Annotated in this window: 15 protein-coding genes; 8 read left to right on the forward strand and 7 right to left on the reverse strand. The window is 65.4% G+C overall.

What is annotated here, in order from left to right; all coding sequences use genetic code 11:
• Positions 1-23: 23 nt before the first annotated feature.
• Positions 24-467: a nitroreductase family deazaflavin-dependent oxidoreductase gene (locus C6A82_RS23775; protein WP_105342444.1), complete on the forward strand. Its 444-nt coding sequence runs from the start codon at positions 24-26 to the stop codon at positions 465-467.
• Here C6A82_RS23775 and C6A82_RS23780 read toward each other — a convergent pair.
• Positions 391-2,364: a TRAP transporter fused permease subunit gene (locus C6A82_RS23780; protein ID WP_311101508.1), complete on the reverse strand. Its 1,974-nt coding sequence runs from the start codon at positions 2,362-2,364 to the stop codon at positions 391-393. The genes C6A82_RS23775 and C6A82_RS23780 overlap by 77 nt on opposite strands.
• Positions 2,365-2,435: 71 nt before the next feature.
• Positions 2,436-3,443 carry a TAXI family TRAP transporter solute-binding subunit gene (locus C6A82_RS23785; protein ID WP_199193642.1) on the reverse strand — a complete coding sequence of 336 codons (1,008 nt, stop codon included), beginning with the start codon at positions 3,441-3,443 and terminating at the stop codon, positions 2,436-2,438.
• A gap of 133 nt (positions 3,444-3,576) precedes the next feature.
• Between C6A82_RS23785 and C6A82_RS23790 the strand changes: the two genes are divergently transcribed.
• Positions 3,577-4,764 carry a histidine phosphatase family protein gene (locus tag C6A82_RS23790; protein ID WP_158261603.1) on the forward strand — a complete coding sequence of 396 codons (1,188 nt, stop codon included), beginning with the start codon at positions 3,577-3,579 and terminating at the stop codon, positions 4,762-4,764.
• Positions 4,765-4,828: 64 nt separating this feature from the next.
• Here the strand turns inward: C6A82_RS23790 and C6A82_RS23795 are convergent, their stop codons facing one another.
• Both C6A82_RS23795 and C6A82_RS23800 read right to left on the reverse strand, forming a co-directional pair.
• Positions 4,829-5,734 carry an SDR family oxidoreductase gene (locus tag C6A82_RS23795; RefSeq protein WP_105342975.1) on the reverse strand — a complete coding sequence of 302 codons (906 nt, stop codon included), beginning with the start codon at positions 5,732-5,734 and terminating at the stop codon, positions 4,829-4,831.
• A 17-nt stretch (positions 5,735-5,751) separates the two neighbouring features.
• Positions 5,752-6,516: an SDR family oxidoreductase gene (locus tag C6A82_RS23800; RefSeq protein ID WP_233216801.1), complete on the reverse strand. Its 765-nt coding sequence runs from the start codon at positions 6,514-6,516 to the stop codon at positions 5,752-5,754.
• Positions 6,517-6,601: 85 nt separating this feature from the next.
• Here C6A82_RS23800 and echA20 point away from each other — a divergent pair, with 85 nt between their 5' ends.
• From echA20 to C6A82_RS23830, 6 genes are all read left to right on the forward strand, one after another.
• Positions 6,602-7,357 (forward strand): (7aS)-7a-methyl-1,5-dioxo-2,3,5,6,7,7a-hexahydro-1H-indene-carboxyl-CoA hydrolase, encoded by a 756-nt coding sequence (gene echA20 / locus C6A82_RS23805; protein ID WP_105342974.1) that lies wholly within the window; start codon positions 6,602-6,604, stop codon positions 7,355-7,357.
• On the forward strand, positions 7,354-8,241 hold the full coding sequence (gene ipdA, locus C6A82_RS23810) for a cholesterol ring-cleaving hydrolase subunit IpdA (RefSeq protein ID WP_105342972.1): 888 nt from the start codon (positions 7,354-7,356) through the stop codon (positions 8,239-8,241). The genes echA20 and ipdA overlap by 4 nt, the downstream gene beginning before the upstream one ends.
• A complete protein-coding gene (gene ipdB, locus C6A82_RS23815) occupies positions 8,238-8,987 on the forward strand; it encodes a cholesterol ring-cleaving hydrolase subunit IpdB (protein WP_105342970.1) in 750 nt (249 codons plus the stop codon). Before ipdA ends, ipdB begins: the two co-directional genes overlap by 4 nt.
• Positions 8,984-10,048 carry a (3aS,4S,5R,7aS)-5-hydroxy-7a-methyl-1-oxo-octahydro-1H-indene-4-carboxyl-CoA dehydrogenase gene (gene ipdC, locus C6A82_RS23820; protein WP_105342968.1) on the forward strand — a complete coding sequence of 355 codons (1,065 nt, stop codon included), beginning with the start codon at positions 8,984-8,986 and terminating at the stop codon, positions 10,046-10,048. Before ipdB ends, ipdC begins: the two co-directional genes overlap by 4 nt.
• A 134-nt stretch (positions 10,049-10,182) precedes the next feature.
• Entirely contained in the window at positions 10,183-10,830 is a 648-nt protein-coding gene (locus tag C6A82_RS23825; protein ID WP_105342966.1) for a SatD family protein, read from the forward strand.
• Positions 10,827-11,564 carry a hypothetical protein gene (locus C6A82_RS23830; protein ID WP_105342964.1) on the forward strand — a complete coding sequence of 246 codons (738 nt, stop codon included), beginning with the start codon at positions 10,827-10,829 and terminating at the stop codon, positions 11,562-11,564. The genes C6A82_RS23825 and C6A82_RS23830 overlap by 4 nt, the downstream gene beginning before the upstream one ends.
• Here C6A82_RS23830 and fadA6 read toward each other — a convergent pair.
• The 3 genes from fadA6 to ipdF are packed head-to-tail and all read right to left on the reverse strand — an operon-like array spanning position 11,561 to position 14,089.
• Entirely contained in the window at positions 11,561-12,709 is a 1,149-nt protein-coding gene (fadA6, locus tag C6A82_RS23835; RefSeq protein WP_311101509.1) for a steroid 3-ketoacyl-CoA thiolase FadA6, read from the reverse strand. The genes C6A82_RS23830 and fadA6 overlap by 4 nt on opposite strands.
• A gap of 1 nt (position 12,710) precedes the next feature.
• Positions 12,711-13,304 (reverse strand): TetR family transcriptional regulator KstR2, encoded by a 594-nt coding sequence (gene kstR2 / locus C6A82_RS23840; protein WP_105341594.1) that lies wholly within the window; start codon positions 13,302-13,304, stop codon positions 12,711-12,713.
• A complete protein-coding gene (gene ipdF / locus C6A82_RS23845; protein ID WP_105341598.1) occupies positions 13,301-14,089 on the reverse strand; it encodes a (5R,7aS)-5-hydroxy-7a-methyl-1-oxo-2,3,5,6,7,7a-hexahydro-1H-indene-carboxyl-CoA reductase in 789 nt (262 codons plus the stop codon). The genes kstR2 and ipdF overlap by 4 nt, the downstream gene beginning before the upstream one ends.
• Positions 14,090-14,094 lie beyond the last annotated feature (5 nt).

Here is a 14,094-nt window from a genome sequence, read left to right on the forward strand (position 1 = left end):
GCACCGCGGTTAGACCCCAGGGTATGGCAGGGAGGATTCGTAACTCGCGACCGCTCGCACTGGCGATGAAGTACTTCGCCCGCGCACACATCTGGGCCTACCAGCGGACCGACGGCATTGTCGGCGCCCGGTTGCTCTGGTTTCCTGCGGCGCTGGTGACGACGACCGGCCGCAAGACCGGAGAGCCCCGCACGACGCCAACGCTGTACCTGCGCGACGGCGATCGCGTGATATTGCCCGCATCTTTCGGCGGCCGCGACGCGAATCCCGGTTGGTATCACAACCTGCAGTCGAACCCGAAAGTCCACGTCCAGATTCGCGGCGAACACCGTGACTTGATCGCGCGCGATGCGACCGATGAGGAGCGCAAGCGCCTCTGGCCGAAACTAGTCAGAATGTACCCGCCGTATCGAAATTATCGCGAGGCGACAGATCGGGTGATTCCGTTGGTCGTCTGCGAGCCATGACGAGGTTGATCGCGATCGCGACCGCGAACAACGCGGCACCGATGACGATGGTCGTCGGGTGCAGATAGAGCAGCAACGCGGCAGCCGGTGCGCACAGCACCCGCTCCGGCCAACCCGCACGGCGCAGTAGCCAGCCGCCGGTGACAACCGCCAGCGCAGCGACTCCCAATGCGGAAACCGCTGCTGTCCAAGCCATATCGCCGATAGACCGCAAGCCGAGCAGACCTTCGCCGTTATCGGTCAGCACGAAGGCGAACGGGACGAGGAAGGCGGGCAGCGTGTACTTCCACGTCTGCATCATCGTCGCCATAACCCGGCCACCGGTGATCGCCGAAGCGGCGACCGAGGCCAGCGCCGTTGGCGGCGTCACCTCCGAGAGCACCGCGAAGTAGAAGACGAACATGGCCACCGCGGGCGCCGCGACGCCGAGATCCTGAAGTGCGGGGCCGACGATCACCCAGCTGATCACGAACGAAGCGGTGACGGGAACTGCGAGCCCGAGGACTGCGACCGCCAACGCGGCGAATATCGCCGTGAAAACGACTACCAGAGCTGGGTTTTCGGTGATGCCGCGGGCGGCGTTCACCAGAATAGAGTTCAGCTGCAGACCCAGGCCCGTCCTGGTGATCATCGCTGCGATGACACCTGCCGCTGCACACACCGCGGCGACGGCAAGTACGCCTCGCACACCGATGGCAAGCGACCGGTACAACCGGGCGGGCGTCAAACGGCGTTCCTTGTCCAAGAAGGACAACGCGATCTGGACGAAGATGGCGTAGGTAACCGCCCGGATCGCGGAGATGTCCATGGCAAGGAACACCACGATCATCACCAGCGAGATGAAGTGATAGCCGAACCTGGCGAGCAGTCGCCAGCCAGACTGCTCGCTGATCTCGACTTCGCGGGTGTTCCATCGGCGGGCATCGATCTCGACCGCAACAAGGATGCCGAGGTAATACAGGATCGTCGGCACGACCGCCCACACCAGCACGGTCAGATACGGAACGCCGAGGTACTCCGCGATGATGAACGCCGCCGCACCCAGCGTCGGCGGCGACAGGATTGCGCCGATGCCCGCCGCGGCCAGCATCCCGCCCGCATTCTCCTTCGGATACCCGGCACGGCGGAGGATGGGCCATGTCACCGAGCCAAGGCTCACGGTTGTCGCTGTCCCGGAACCGGATACGGATCCGAGCAGGAATCCGGCGAGGGTGACGGTCCGGCCAGGCGCCGCGCGCGATCGACGAAATGCGGCGAGCGACAGGTCGATGAAGAACCTGCTCGCGCCGGATGCGTCGAGGACCGCTCCGTAGATCGTGAACAACACGATGTAGGTGGCGGCAACGTCCAACGGCACGCCGTAGAGACCGGTCGACTGAATGAACGATGCACTGATGATCTGGTTCCAGTCCACCCCGGCGTGCGCGATCGCCGCGCCCTGAGGCAGATAGCCACCGTAGTAGGCATACGCCAGCGCGAGCAGGCATACGAGCGGCAACGCGAGACCGGTGGTCCGCCTGCAAGCCTCCAATACCAGCAGGAGCACGACGGTGCCGACGAGCACGTCGATCGTGGCGGGGGTCCCCTGCCGGCTCAGGAACTCGTCGAAACCGCCTCCACCACCGGCGATCTCGATTGGCAACACAGGGTAGAGGCAGGCGACCAGCGCAACGGCTGCCAAGAGCCAATCCGCGAACGTCGGGTTGCCCCTCGACGCCACCTGCTCGTCCGAGTCGTTCTTCCTGCGGCGCAGCCGCACCCCCGAGCGGTAGCAGAGCAGCGTCAACGGCAGCACCGCGGCAAGGAAGTAGATCAGCGAAACCTGGTTGCCCTGCGCCAGCGGGAAGAACACCTGATAGATGGCGAAGACACCGATGAGTACGCAAACGGCCGTCACCGCATGGTGCACCCAGCCGGTCAGCTCGCGGGCCGGCTTCTCCTCTTCATAGGCGGCCGCTGCCGTCTGGGTCAGCTCTTCGCGCCGAGCTCGTCCAACGCCTTCTTGGCCCCCGGATGCAATTTCACCGGGTCGGTCTGTCGGGCCGTATCCAGGTTGATGTCCTGGGCCGCCTTGTTCACCTTGACCAGATCGGCCTTGTGGTCGAACAGAGCCTTGGTCAGCACACATGCCGTATTGCCGTCCATATCTTCGTTCACCAGAAGGAGATTCGGCACAACTACGGTCGGCACGTCAGCCGGAGACTGGTAGGTCGCCGCCGGGATCACGCCGCGTTCGTAGATCGTGTTGATCTCCTTCAACTTGTCCAAGGTGTTGGTCACATCGAGAAGCTTGACGTTGCCGCGCTGACTGGTGAACAGGTCGGTGATGCCGCTCGTGGGCAGGCCGCCCGACCAGAACATCGCGTCGATCGAACCGTCCTTCATGCCTTCGACCGTCTTGCCCAATTCGGTGCGCTGTGCCTGGATGTCCTTGGCCGGGTCGAGGCCCGCTGCCGTCAGCATCCGGTTCGCGATCACCTCGGTACCGGAGTTGGGCGCCCCCGTGGACACCCGCTTGCCGCGCATGTCCGCGATCGAGTTGATGCCCGAGTTCGATCGTGCGACCACCTGGGTGTAGTTCAGGTACAGCCGCGCCAGCGCCGCGATCGGCTGCGGTGAATCGAAGGATTCCTTGCCCTCGGCCGCGTCGGCAGCGGTGTCGGCAAGTGAGAACGCGACCTGATGCGTGCCCGCGACCAGCTGCTGGATGTTCTGCAGCGACGCTGAGGTCTCGGCCGCAGTGGCCTTCAGCTTGCCGTCAGTCTGCGCACTGATCGCTTCGGCCAGCGCGCCGCCGAGGCTGTAGTAGACGCCGGTGGTGTTTCCGGTGGCGATGCTCAGCCGGGCGTCGGATTCGACCGTGCAGGTCGTCGGCTCGGAAGCTGCCTCCCCGCCGTCACCACCCCTCTGACCTCCGCATCCGGCCAAAACCAACAGCACTGCGCCGACAACGACCGGCAATGTGATCCGCCTCACGTGATCATGATTGCCCCCTGAACCGGTTTTCACACGCGGTTCCCATCAGGAGGGTATTTGACGCGCTGTACAAGACAGATTTCCAGTTGTGTACAGTGATCCGGTTCACACATCCACAACGATGGAGTATCGGATGCACAAATCGTCGAGCAGGCGTGTCCTGGGCGTCATCGGAGCAGCTTTCACCGCTGTCATCTCGTTCATCCTCGCGGTCATCCCGGCCGGCGCGATGACCGTGACGTTCGTCCGCCACGCCGAGTCGCAGGCCAACGCGGACGGCATCATCGACACGAAGGTCCCGGGGCCGGGGCTAACTGAACTCGGCTGGAGCCAGGCGAGAACAGTGGCGGGGCAGCTGCCCGCGCACCCCAGCGGAATCTACGCATCGACGATGATCCGAACCCAACAGACCGCGACACCGTATGCGGCGCGGATCGAATACGGTGCGGATTCAGCTGAGAATGAGGCGAAGGTTGCCGTGGGAACCGTTCCGGGCAGCGACGTCCGCGTACTCGACGGCCTTCAGGAGATCAGCGCAGGCATTCTCGAGGGCTCGTCAGAAGACGAGGGGATCGGGCGGCTCGGCTATGCGCTCGCTCCGATCGCATGGAGTCTGGGCCTTCGATTCGTGCGGATCCCCGGTTCCGAGGACGGCAATGAGTTCGATGCGCGGGTCGACGCCGCCTTGAAACAGATGGAGACCGACGGTAGCGAGACACCGGTTGTCTTCTCGCACGGCGCAACGATCATGTTCTGGACGATGATGAACGTCGACAATCCCGACCCACTGCTGCTCCTCACCCATCAGCTGGACAACACCGAGACCGTGGTGGTCGAGAAGAACGATGACGGCAGCTGGACTCTGAAGAGTTGGGGCGGTGAAGAAGTCGGGTCCGCCAACCTGCCCACGCAACTCTTCGTCAACACGCGCGACCTGATCGTCGCTCCGCAGACCGCGCTCTACAACTTCAGCCGCGACGTCGGCGTCGAAACCGGAGTGGAGGGCGTCGAGGACGTCGCGAAGGCGACCGCGAAGTTCGGTACCGACACGGTCATCGACATCGGCAACGCGGTGCAGGGGCTGGGGGCCGCAGAGACCAACTCATCGGCGGCTGCGCTCACTGCAAACGCCGGCAGCACAACCAATCGCACCGCGGGCAACAAGGTGACCCCCGGCGGCCGGATCACCGGCGGGCTCTCACGCAACAACGAGCGCGTCCGTGAGGCCGTACAGGACGTGAGAAACGACATCGCCACATCGATCAAGAAAGTCGGCGACACCGCGAAGAAGGTCGCAGACGGCGCAAATGACGCCGCCTGAGCCAGTCACCGCCGCTGGAAGGTTCGGCCCCTTCTCTCATTTGCGAGAGGGGGCCGACTTGCGTTCAGGCGCCGTAGACCGGCACCGCCGGACGCGCTTTCGCCAATAGATCGGCGACGACCGGTCCGAGCTCAGCGGGATCCCACCGGGCACTCTTGTCGACCTCGGGTCCGCGCGCCCACCCTTCCGCGACGCGGATGATGCCGCCTTCGACTTCGAACATCTTGCCGGTGACGTCGCGCGACTCGGCACTGCCCAGCCACACCACGAGCGGCGAGATGTTCTCCGGCGCCATCGAATCGAAGTCGTTGCCCTCGGTCGACATCATGTCGGCGAAGACCGTCTCCGTCATGCGCGTGCGGGCGGACGGCGCGATCGCGTTAACGGTCACGCCGTAGCGGCCCATCTCGGCGGCGGCGACCAACGTCATGGCGGCGATGCCCGCCTTGGCCGCGCTGTAATTCGCCTGTCCGACACTGCCCTGCAAGCCCGCACCCGAGCTGGTGTTGATGATCCGCGCGTCCGGCGTGTTGCCCGCCTTGGACTCTGCGCGCCAGTAGGCCGCCGCGTGCCGCATCGTGGCGAAGTGCCCTTTGAGGTGCACGGCGATCACCGCGTCGAATTCCTCTTCGCTGGTGTTGGCGAACATCCGATCGCGCACGATCCCCGCGTTGTTCACCAGCACGTCCAATCGGCCGAAGCTGTCGACGGCGGTCTGGATCAGCCCTTCGGCCTGCGTCCAGTCCGCGACGTTGGCACCGCTGGTCACGGCTTCGCCCCCCGCGGCGGCGATTTCGTCGACGACGCTCTGCGCCGCGCTGCCGCCGCCGGCCGGCGAACCGTCGAGGCCGACGCCGATATCGTTCACGACGACGCGCGCCCCGTGCGCCGCGAACGCCAGCGCATGCGCGCGGCCGATGCCGCCGCCGGCACCCGTCACGATGACCACGCGACCGTCGAGCAATCCCATATCTCTTGTCTCCTTGACTATTTGATATCAGCGGTGGTGGTTGCCAGGTAGTGCGGCGGCTCGCCACCGCCGTGCACCTCGAGCGATGCGCCGCTGATGTAACCCGCCGCATCGCTTGCCAGGAACGCTGCGGCCCAGCCGACGTCGGCAGGCTTCGCGAGCCTGCCGAGCGGCACGTTGCGCGAGATGGCGGCGATCGACTCGGCGTCGCCGTAGAACAGTTCCGATTGCTCGGTCTCGACCATGCCGACGACCACCGAGTTCACCCGCACCTTGGGCGCCCACTCGACCGCGAGCGTGCTGGTGATGTTCTCCAGGCCCGCCTTCGCCGCACCGTAGGCGACGGTGCCCGGCGTCGGCCTCCTGCCACTGACGCTCGCGATGTTGACGATCGAGCCGCCGCGTTCCTGCGACTGCATTACCACGTTGGCGTGCGTCGAAACCGACAGCGGCCCAAGTAAATTGAGCTCGATAATCTTGGTGCTGAACTTGGCTGACGCCTCGGAGGCGATCACGTACGGCGAGCCGCCCGCATTGTTGACCACCACGTCGAGGCGGCCATGAGCGGCGACCACGGCGCCGATGAGCGCCTTCACCGACTCGTCGTCGCGGACGTCGCAGGAGTGAAACTCATACGGCGACCCCTCGACCGGGCGCCTCGCACACGTCACGACGGTCGCGCCCTGGTCGGCGAAGACGGCGCTGATTCCGGCACCGACCCCTCGCACACCGCCGGTCACCAGGACGACCCGACCGCTCAGTTGCAGGTTGATGCCCGCCAAACCGGAACTGTCGGCCGTGTCGGTCACTGTGCTAGCGTACCAAGCAAGTGCTTGCTTAGGTAGCCGGCCCCCAGCAGGAGCATCGATGACGATCAATACCAAGTCGGTCGAACCGGGCATCGTCTCGGTCACCGTCGACTATCCGCCCGTCAACGCCATCCCCTCTCGCGGATGGTTCGAACTCGCCGACGCCATCACGGCGAGGGGCCGCGACCAGTCCACGCATGTGGTGATCCTGCGAGCCGAGGGCCGGGGGTTCAACGCGGGCGTCGACATCAAGGAGATGCAGAAGACCGAGGGCTTCTCCGCGCTGATAGACGCCAACCGCGGATGCTTCGAGGCGTTTCGCGCGGTGTACGAGTGCGCGGTTCCGGTCGTGGCGGCGGTCAACGGATTCTGCGTCGGCGGCGGCATCGGACTTGTCGGCAACGCCGACGTGATCGTCGCCTCCGACGACGCGACGTTCGGCCTGCCAGAGGTGGAGCGTGGCGCGCTCGGCGCAGCCACGCACCTGTCGAGGCTCGTGCCACAGCACATGATGCGTCGACTGTTCTTCACCGCAGCCACCGTCGACGCCGCAACCCTGCATCACTTCGGATCCGTCCACGAGGTGGTTCCGCGCGCAGACCTCGACGAAGCGGCGCTGCGTGTGGCCAGAGACATCGCCTCGAAGGACACCAGGGTCATCCGCGCAGCCAAGGAAGCGCTGAACCTCATCGACGTGCAGAAGGTGAACTCCTCCTACCGCATGGAGCAGGGTTTCACGTTCGAGCTCAACCTCTCCGGCGTGTCCGACGAGCATCGCGACGCGTTCGCCGGAACGGAAAAGAGAACCAAGTGAGCGACAAGAGAACGAGTCTCGACGAGGCCGTCGCCTCGATCGAAAGCGGTATGACCGTCGGCATCGGCGGCTGGGGCTCGCGGCGCAAGCCGATGGCGTTCGTGCGTGCGCTGCTGCGAACCGATGTCACCGACCTCACCGTGGTGACCTACGGCGGCCCCGACATCGGGCTGCTGTGTTCGGCGGGCAAGGTCAAGCGGGTCTACTACGGGTTCGTATCACTGGACTCGCCGCCGTTCTACGACCCGTGGTTCTCCAAGGCCCGCACCACCGGCGCAATCGAATCGCGTGAAATGGACGAGGGCATGCTGCGGTGCGGCTTGCAGGCTGCCGCACAGCGACTTCCGTTCCTGCCCATCCGCGCGGGCCTCGGCAGCGACGTGCGCACGTTCTGGGGCGACGAGCTGAAAACCGTGCGGTCCCCCTATCCGACCGACGGCGGCTACGAAGAACTCGTCGCCATGCCCGCGCTGAAACTCGACGCCGCATTCGTGCACCTCAACATCGGCGATCAGCAGGGAAACGCTGCCTACACCGGTATCGACCCCTACTTCGACGATCTCTACCTGATGGCCGCGCAGAGGCGGTACCTGTCGGTCGAGCGGGTGGTGTCGACCGAGGAACTGGTCAAATCTGTTCCGCCGCAGGCGCTTTTGATCAACCGAATGATGGTGGACAGCGTCGTCGAGGCGCCCAACGGGGCCCATTTCACGACGGCCGAACCCGACTACAGGCGCGACGAGCGCTTTCAGCGCCACTACGCCGAGGCCGCGGCATCCGGCGAGAAGTGGCAGGATTTCGTCGCCACCTACCTGTCGGGCAGCGAAGCCGACTACCAGGCCGCCGTACGGGAGTTCAAACAAGCTCAGGAGGCCTCCAAGTGATCTCCGTATCCCGCGCAGAGGTGTGCGCCGTCGCCTGCGCCGAGCTGTTCCGCGACACGGGCGAGATCATGGTCAGCCCGATGGCGAACATGGTTTCGATCGGCGCGCGGCTGGCCCGCCTGACGTTCTCCCCCGACATCCTGCTCACCGACGGCGAGGCCCGGTTGCTCGCCGACACCCCGGCGCTCGGCGCGACGGGCGCGATCGAAGGGTGGATGCCGTTCGGGCGCGTCTTCGAGACGCTCACGTGGGGACGCCGCCACGTCGTGATGGGCGCGAACCAGGTCGACCGGTTCGGTAACCAGAACCTGTCGGCATTCGGACCGTTGCAGCACCCGACCCGGCAGATGTTCGGCGTGCGAGGAGCGCCGGGCAACACGATCAACCATGCGACGAGCTACTGGGTGGGCAACCACTCCAAGCGGGTGTTCTGCTCCGATGTCGATGTGGTGTCCGGGATCGGCTGGGACAAAGTCGATCCCGACAATCTCGCCTACCGGTTCGTCAACGTCTACCGGGTGGTGTCCAATCTCGGCGTGTTCGACTTCAACGGCCCGGACCACACCATGCGCGCGGTGTCGCTGCATCCCGGAATCGACGCCGAGCAGGTCCGCGAGAACACCTCGTTCGAGGTGCACGGCCTCGACGAAGCGGAGGAAACGCGGCTCGCTACCGCCGAGGAGCTGAAGCTGATCCGCGAGATTATCGACCCCAAGTCGCTGCGGGACAAGGAAATCCGCTCATGACCCGCCTTCGCACGCCGCTGACCGAGCTGATCGGTATCGAGCATCCGGTTGTCCAGACCGGTATGGGCTGGGTGGCGGGCGCCCGGTTGGTGGCGGCGACGTCCAACGCGGGCGGCCTGGGCATTCTCGCTTCGGCGACGATGACGCTCGAGGAGCTGCAGACGGCGGTCACCAAGGTCAAGTCGGCGACGGACAAACCGTTCGGCATCAACATCCGGGCCGATGCGGGCGATGCCGTCGATCGTGTCGACCTGTTGATCCGCGAGGGCGTGAGGGTGGCATCGTTTGCCTTGGCGCCGAAGCCGGATCTGATCACGAAGCTCAAAGAAGCAGGCGTCGTTGTGATCCCGTCGGTCGGATTGGCGAAACACGCGAAGAAGGTAGCGGGCTGGGGGGCTGACGCGGTGATCGTGCAGGGCGGTGAAGGCGGTGGCCACACCGGCCCGATCGCCACTACGCTGCTTCTGCCTTCGGTGCTCGACGCCGTCGACATCCCGGTGGTGGCCGCGGGCGGCTTCTTCGACGGTCGGGGCCTTGCGGCGGCGTTGTCCTACGGCGCCGCGGGTGTCGCGATGGGAACACGCTTTCTGTTGACGTCAGACTCCACGGTGCCCGATACCGTCAAACGCCGGTACCTGGAGGCGGGCCTCGACGGAACGGTGGTGTCGACACGCGTCGACGGCATGCCGCACCGGGTACTGCGCACCGGGCTCGTGGAGAAGCTCGAAAGCGGCTCCCGGCTGCGCGGATTCGGCGCAGCGGTGCGCAACGCGCAGAAGTTCAAGAAGATGTCGCAGATGACGTGGCGGTCGATGATCAGCGACGGCATGGAGATGCGACACGGCAAGGAATTCACCTGGTCGCAAGTCGTGATGGCGGCAAACACACCGATGCTGTTGAAGGCGGGCCTCGTCGAAGGCAATACCGACGCCGGTGTACTGGCGTCGGGCCAGGTTGCCGGCATCCTCGACGACCTACCGTCGTGCGCGGAACTGGTCGACTCCATCGTCGCCGATGCGATCAAACACCTCAGGGCCGCCGGGAGTCTGGTCGCCGAATAGGTGGGCACCTGTGTGCGCGTCGAGCAGACGCGCAGAGCCCGCAATTCGCGTAACGGCGCGTTTCGGTTAGCTGAGACGACATCCGTGATGAAGTTGTGAGCTTCATAGTTAAATTATGAAGCTAATATCTTCATATGGATCAGGTGAAGTCTGACGCTTCATCGCGGGCTACCCTCATCGGCGACGTCGTCGGCTCGCGGTCCGTTGCGGATCGCGCCGGTGTCCACCGACTGCTGAACCAGGCGTTGCATGACGTCGCCGACACCGCGGTCGACCCGCCCGCCTTCACAGTCGGAGATGAATTCCAGGGCGCATATCCGAGCGTCGGCCTCGCTATCGATGCGGCGCTGTCTCTGCGGTTGGCCGTCGCTCCGGAGATCGATGTGCGGTTCGGGCTCGGCTGGGGAGAGGTGACCATGCTCGATGAGACCGCGGGCATCCAGGACGGCCCCGGTTGGTGGGCCGCCCGCGAAGCCATCGAGTGGACGGCGTCGACTCAGCGCCAACCCGGCTTTGCGCTGGTGCGAACGTCTTTTCGCGCGACCGGGGACGCCAGGACCGACGTCGACGCGATCAACGCCGCCCTGCTTTGTCGGGACCACCTGCTTGGATCGATGGACGACCGATCGACACGGATTGTGAAGGCACTGTTGAACAACCGGACCAAGAAGGACATCGCCGCGACGGAAGGCATCAGTCCGTCAGCGGTGTCCCAACGCGCCGGTCGCGACGGTCTCGACCTGATCGTGTCGGCCTCGGAGTACCTGAGGAGCGTGCCGTGAGCGCCGTCGCCGTACTGCTCATCGCGATCGGCATCGCCGACGCGGTACGGCGCGTCACCCGCGCTGCCTGGATCGCGCCGACGACGGTGCCCGTCGTGGTGGTGGCCTGCGCGGCGCTGGCCGGGCTCTGGCATCTCGGAGACCTCCCGCTTCTGGTGATCGTGGCCGGCGCGGGTGTCGGCTGGGTTGTGCTCGGCGCCCGCTCGGATCGATCCGGTGACCACCAGAGCGCACCGCTGATGATCTTCGGTCTCGCGCTCGCGGCGCTGATCATGTTGTCCGGCTGGGGTTCTGAGGTCGACGGCCTTGTCGCGCGGTGGGCGCAGTGGGTCGACCTCCCCGGCATCGGCGATATGGGCCCGGACAGGGTTCTGATGGTCGTCGGTGTGGTGCTACTGCAGATCATCACCGGAAACCAGCTGGTGCGGTTGGTGCTCGGCTCGGTCGGCGCAGTGAAACCGGAAGGCCAACCGCAGCCCTCGGATCGGCTGAAGGGCGGGCGCCTGCTCGGTCCGATGGAGCGAATCCTGATCCTCGGGCTCGGCCTGGCCGGTCAGCTCGCCGCGGCCACCGCCGTCGTCGCCGCGAAGAGCGTCATCCGGTTCCCCGAGATCAACGCCGCAAAGGCACGCGAGAACGGGAACATAGGTATCGACGCCGTCACCGAGTACTTTCTCGTCGGCAGCTTCGCGAGTTGGATCATCGCGCTCGGCGGGCTGGCGCTAGCGCTTTAGAGCCGCTCGATGATCGTGACGTTGGCAGTCCCTCCGCCTTCGCACATGGTCTGCAGACCGTAGCGGCCGCCCGTCCGCTCGAGTGTGTTGAGCATGGTGGCGAACAGCTTCGCGCCGGTTGCGCCGAGCGGATGACCAAGGGCGATCGCACCGCCGTTCGGGTTGACCTTCTCCGGATCCGCCTTGGTTTCCTTGAGCCAGGACAGCACCACCGGCGCGAACGCCTCGTTGATCTCGACGGTGTCGATGTCCTCGATGGACAGGCCCGTTTTGTCCAGGGCATACCGGGTAGCGGGTATCGGTCCGGTGAGCATGAAGACCGGGTCAGCACCTCGCGCGCTGATGTGGTGGATGCGCGCCCGCGGCTTCAGATTGTGGTCCTTGACGGCCTGCTCGGACGCGAGCAGCACGGCACTTGCGCCGTCGGAGATCTGGCTGGCCATCGCGGCAGTCAATCGGCCACCTTCGGTGAGCGGCTTCAGGCCGGCCATCTTCTCCAGCGAGGTGTCGCGCGGGCCCTCATCGATGACGAAGCCGTCCACCGGAAGGATCTCGTTCTCGAAGTGTCCGGCGCGGATCGCCTCCTGCGCACGCTGGTGGCTGCCCAACGCGAACACCTCCATCTCCTCGCGCGAGATGTTCCACTTCTCCGCGATCAGCTCCGCACCGCGAAACTGGGATATCTCCTGATCGCCATAGCGGTGCAGCCAGCTCTTGGACTCGTTCGTCGGCGAGGTGAACCCGAACTGCTCGGCGACGGCCATCGCGGACGAGATCGGAATCTGGCTCATGTTCTGCATGCCGCCGGCCACGATGAGATCGGCGGTACCGGACATGATCGCCTGTGCGCCAAAGGAAATGGCCTGTTGGCTGGAGCCGCACTGCCGGTCGACGGTGACGCCCGGCACTTCCTCCGGAAACCCAGCGGCGAGCCAAGACAGTCTGGCGATATTGCCCGCCTGCGGGCCGATCGCGTCGACGCAGCCGGCGATCACATCGTCGACCGCGCCGGGATCGACGTCGACCCGGTCGAACAGGCCGCGCCACGCTGCGGCGCCGAGATCCACGGGGTGCACGCCTGCCAGTGATCCGTTTCGCTTGCCGACCGCGGTGCGTACTGCTTCGACTACGTATGCCTCAGGCATGTCAGGCTCCTTCTTTGGTGATGCCGCCAAGGACTACGGCTAGGTATTGCCGGCCGACTTGTTCGGCCGTCAACGGTCCACCGGGGTGATACCACCGGACCGAAACCCAAGTGGTGTCGCGAATGAACCGGTAGACCAGATCGACGTCGAGATCCGGGCGCAAGCAGCCGTCCTCGACGCCTTGGTTGAGCACGTCCACCCACATCTTGCGTTGCTCTTTGTTGCGTGCTTCGACGAAGTCGAACTGCGGAAGCGCCGAGAGCCGTTTGGCCTCGTCCTGGTAGATGACGACCTGGGCGTGCCGATGCTCGATGGCTTCGAACGACGCCATGAACAGCCCCTTCAACCGCTCGAGCGGGTCCGCTTCGGTGTCGATTATCTCCTGGTAGCGGCCGAACAGCCAGTCGAGGAAATCGCGCAGGACTTCCTCGACCATCTGCTCTTTGCTCTTGAAATGGTGGTACAGGCTGCCCGAGAGTATTCCCGCGGAATCCGCGATGTCTCGCACCGTCGTCGCCCGCAGGCCGCGCTCGGCGAACATCGACGCGGCGAGCTCCAGAAGCTCGTCGCGTCGGCTCGCCGACTGCTGACTCATGCGCGCTGGCTCGACACCGAGATCACTTCTCCGGTCAGATAACTGGAGTAGTCGCTGGCAAGGAACGCGATCGTGGCCGCGACCTCCCACGGCTCGGCGGCACGGCCGAAGGCCTCACCTTCTGAGAGCCGGTCGAGGAGATCCGACGAACTCGTCTTCTCCAGGAACTTGTGGCGCGCGATGCTGGGCGACACCGCATTGATCCGCACGCCGTGCTCGACGGCTTCGATGGCGCTGCAGCGGGTCAGCGCCATGACACCCGCTTTCGCGGCGGCGTAGTGCGACTGCGAATGCTGTGCGCGCCAACCCAACACGCTGGCGTTGTTGACGATCACGCCGCCGTGGTCTGCCTCCCGGAAATATCGCAGGGCAGCACGGGTCGCCCGCATCACCGACGTCAGCGTGACGTTGAAGACGCGGTCCCACTCCTCGTCGGTCATGTCGATCACCGGGGTCTGGCCGCCGAGCCCCGCGTTGTTGACGAGCACGTCGAGCCTGCCCATCCTGGCTGTCGTCGACGAGATGAGCGCGTCGACCTGCGCGGTGGACGTCACGTCGCAGACAACGCTCTCCACACGCCCGAACCCGAGCTCCGCGAGCTGGTCCCTTGTCTCCCCCAGGCGCCGCTCGTGGTGGTCGGAGACGACGACGTCGGCGCCTTCGGCCAGCGCGCGGCGGGCAACCGCCGATCCGATGCCGGTGCCCGCAGCCGCGGTGACGACGACGACCTTGCCGGTCAGCAGTCCGTGACCGTCAATCTCTTTCGGCACTTGAGTGAGACTCATGTCTT

The sequence above is a fragment of the Mycobacterium sp. ITM-2016-00318 genome (genome assembly GCF_002968285.2).
Lineage (GTDB): Bacteria > Actinomycetota > Actinomycetes > Mycobacteriales > Mycobacteriaceae > Mycobacterium.

What these genes read in the sequence shown, in the direction of transcription:
- C6A82_RS23775 (WP_105342444.1), top strand. Translation starts at nt 24, where the DNA reads ATGGCAGGGAGGATTCGTAACTCGCGACCGCTCGCACTGGCGATGAAG.
- C6A82_RS23790 (WP_158261603.1), top strand. Translation starts at nt 3,577, where the DNA reads ATGCACAAATCGTCGAGCAGGCGTGTCCTGGGCGTCATCGGAGCAGCT.
- fadA6 (WP_311101509.1), bottom strand. Translation starts at nt 12,709, where the DNA reads ATGCCTGAGGCATACGTAGTCGAAGCAGTACGCACCGCGGTCGGCAAG.
- ipdC (WP_105342968.1), top strand. Translation starts at nt 8,984, where the DNA reads ATGACCCGCCTTCGCACGCCGCTGACCGAGCTGATCGGTATCGAGCAT.
- ipdF (WP_105341598.1), bottom strand. Translation starts at nt 14,089, where the DNA reads ATGAGTCTCACTCAAGTGCCGAAAGAGATTGACGGTCACGGACTGCTG.
- kstR2 (WP_105341594.1), bottom strand. Translation starts at nt 13,304, where the DNA reads ATGAGTCAGCAGTCGGCGAGCCGACGCGACGAGCTTCTGGAGCTCGCC.
- echA20 (WP_105342974.1), top strand. Translation starts at nt 6,602, where the DNA reads ATGACGATCAATACCAAGTCGGTCGAACCGGGCATCGTCTCGGTCACC.
- C6A82_RS23825 (WP_105342966.1), top strand. Translation starts at nt 10,183, where the DNA reads ATGGATCAGGTGAAGTCTGACGCTTCATCGCGGGCTACCCTCATCGGC.
- C6A82_RS23795 (WP_105342975.1), bottom strand. Translation starts at nt 5,734, where the DNA reads ATGGGATTGCTCGACGGTCGCGTGGTCATCGTGACGGGTGCCGGCGGC.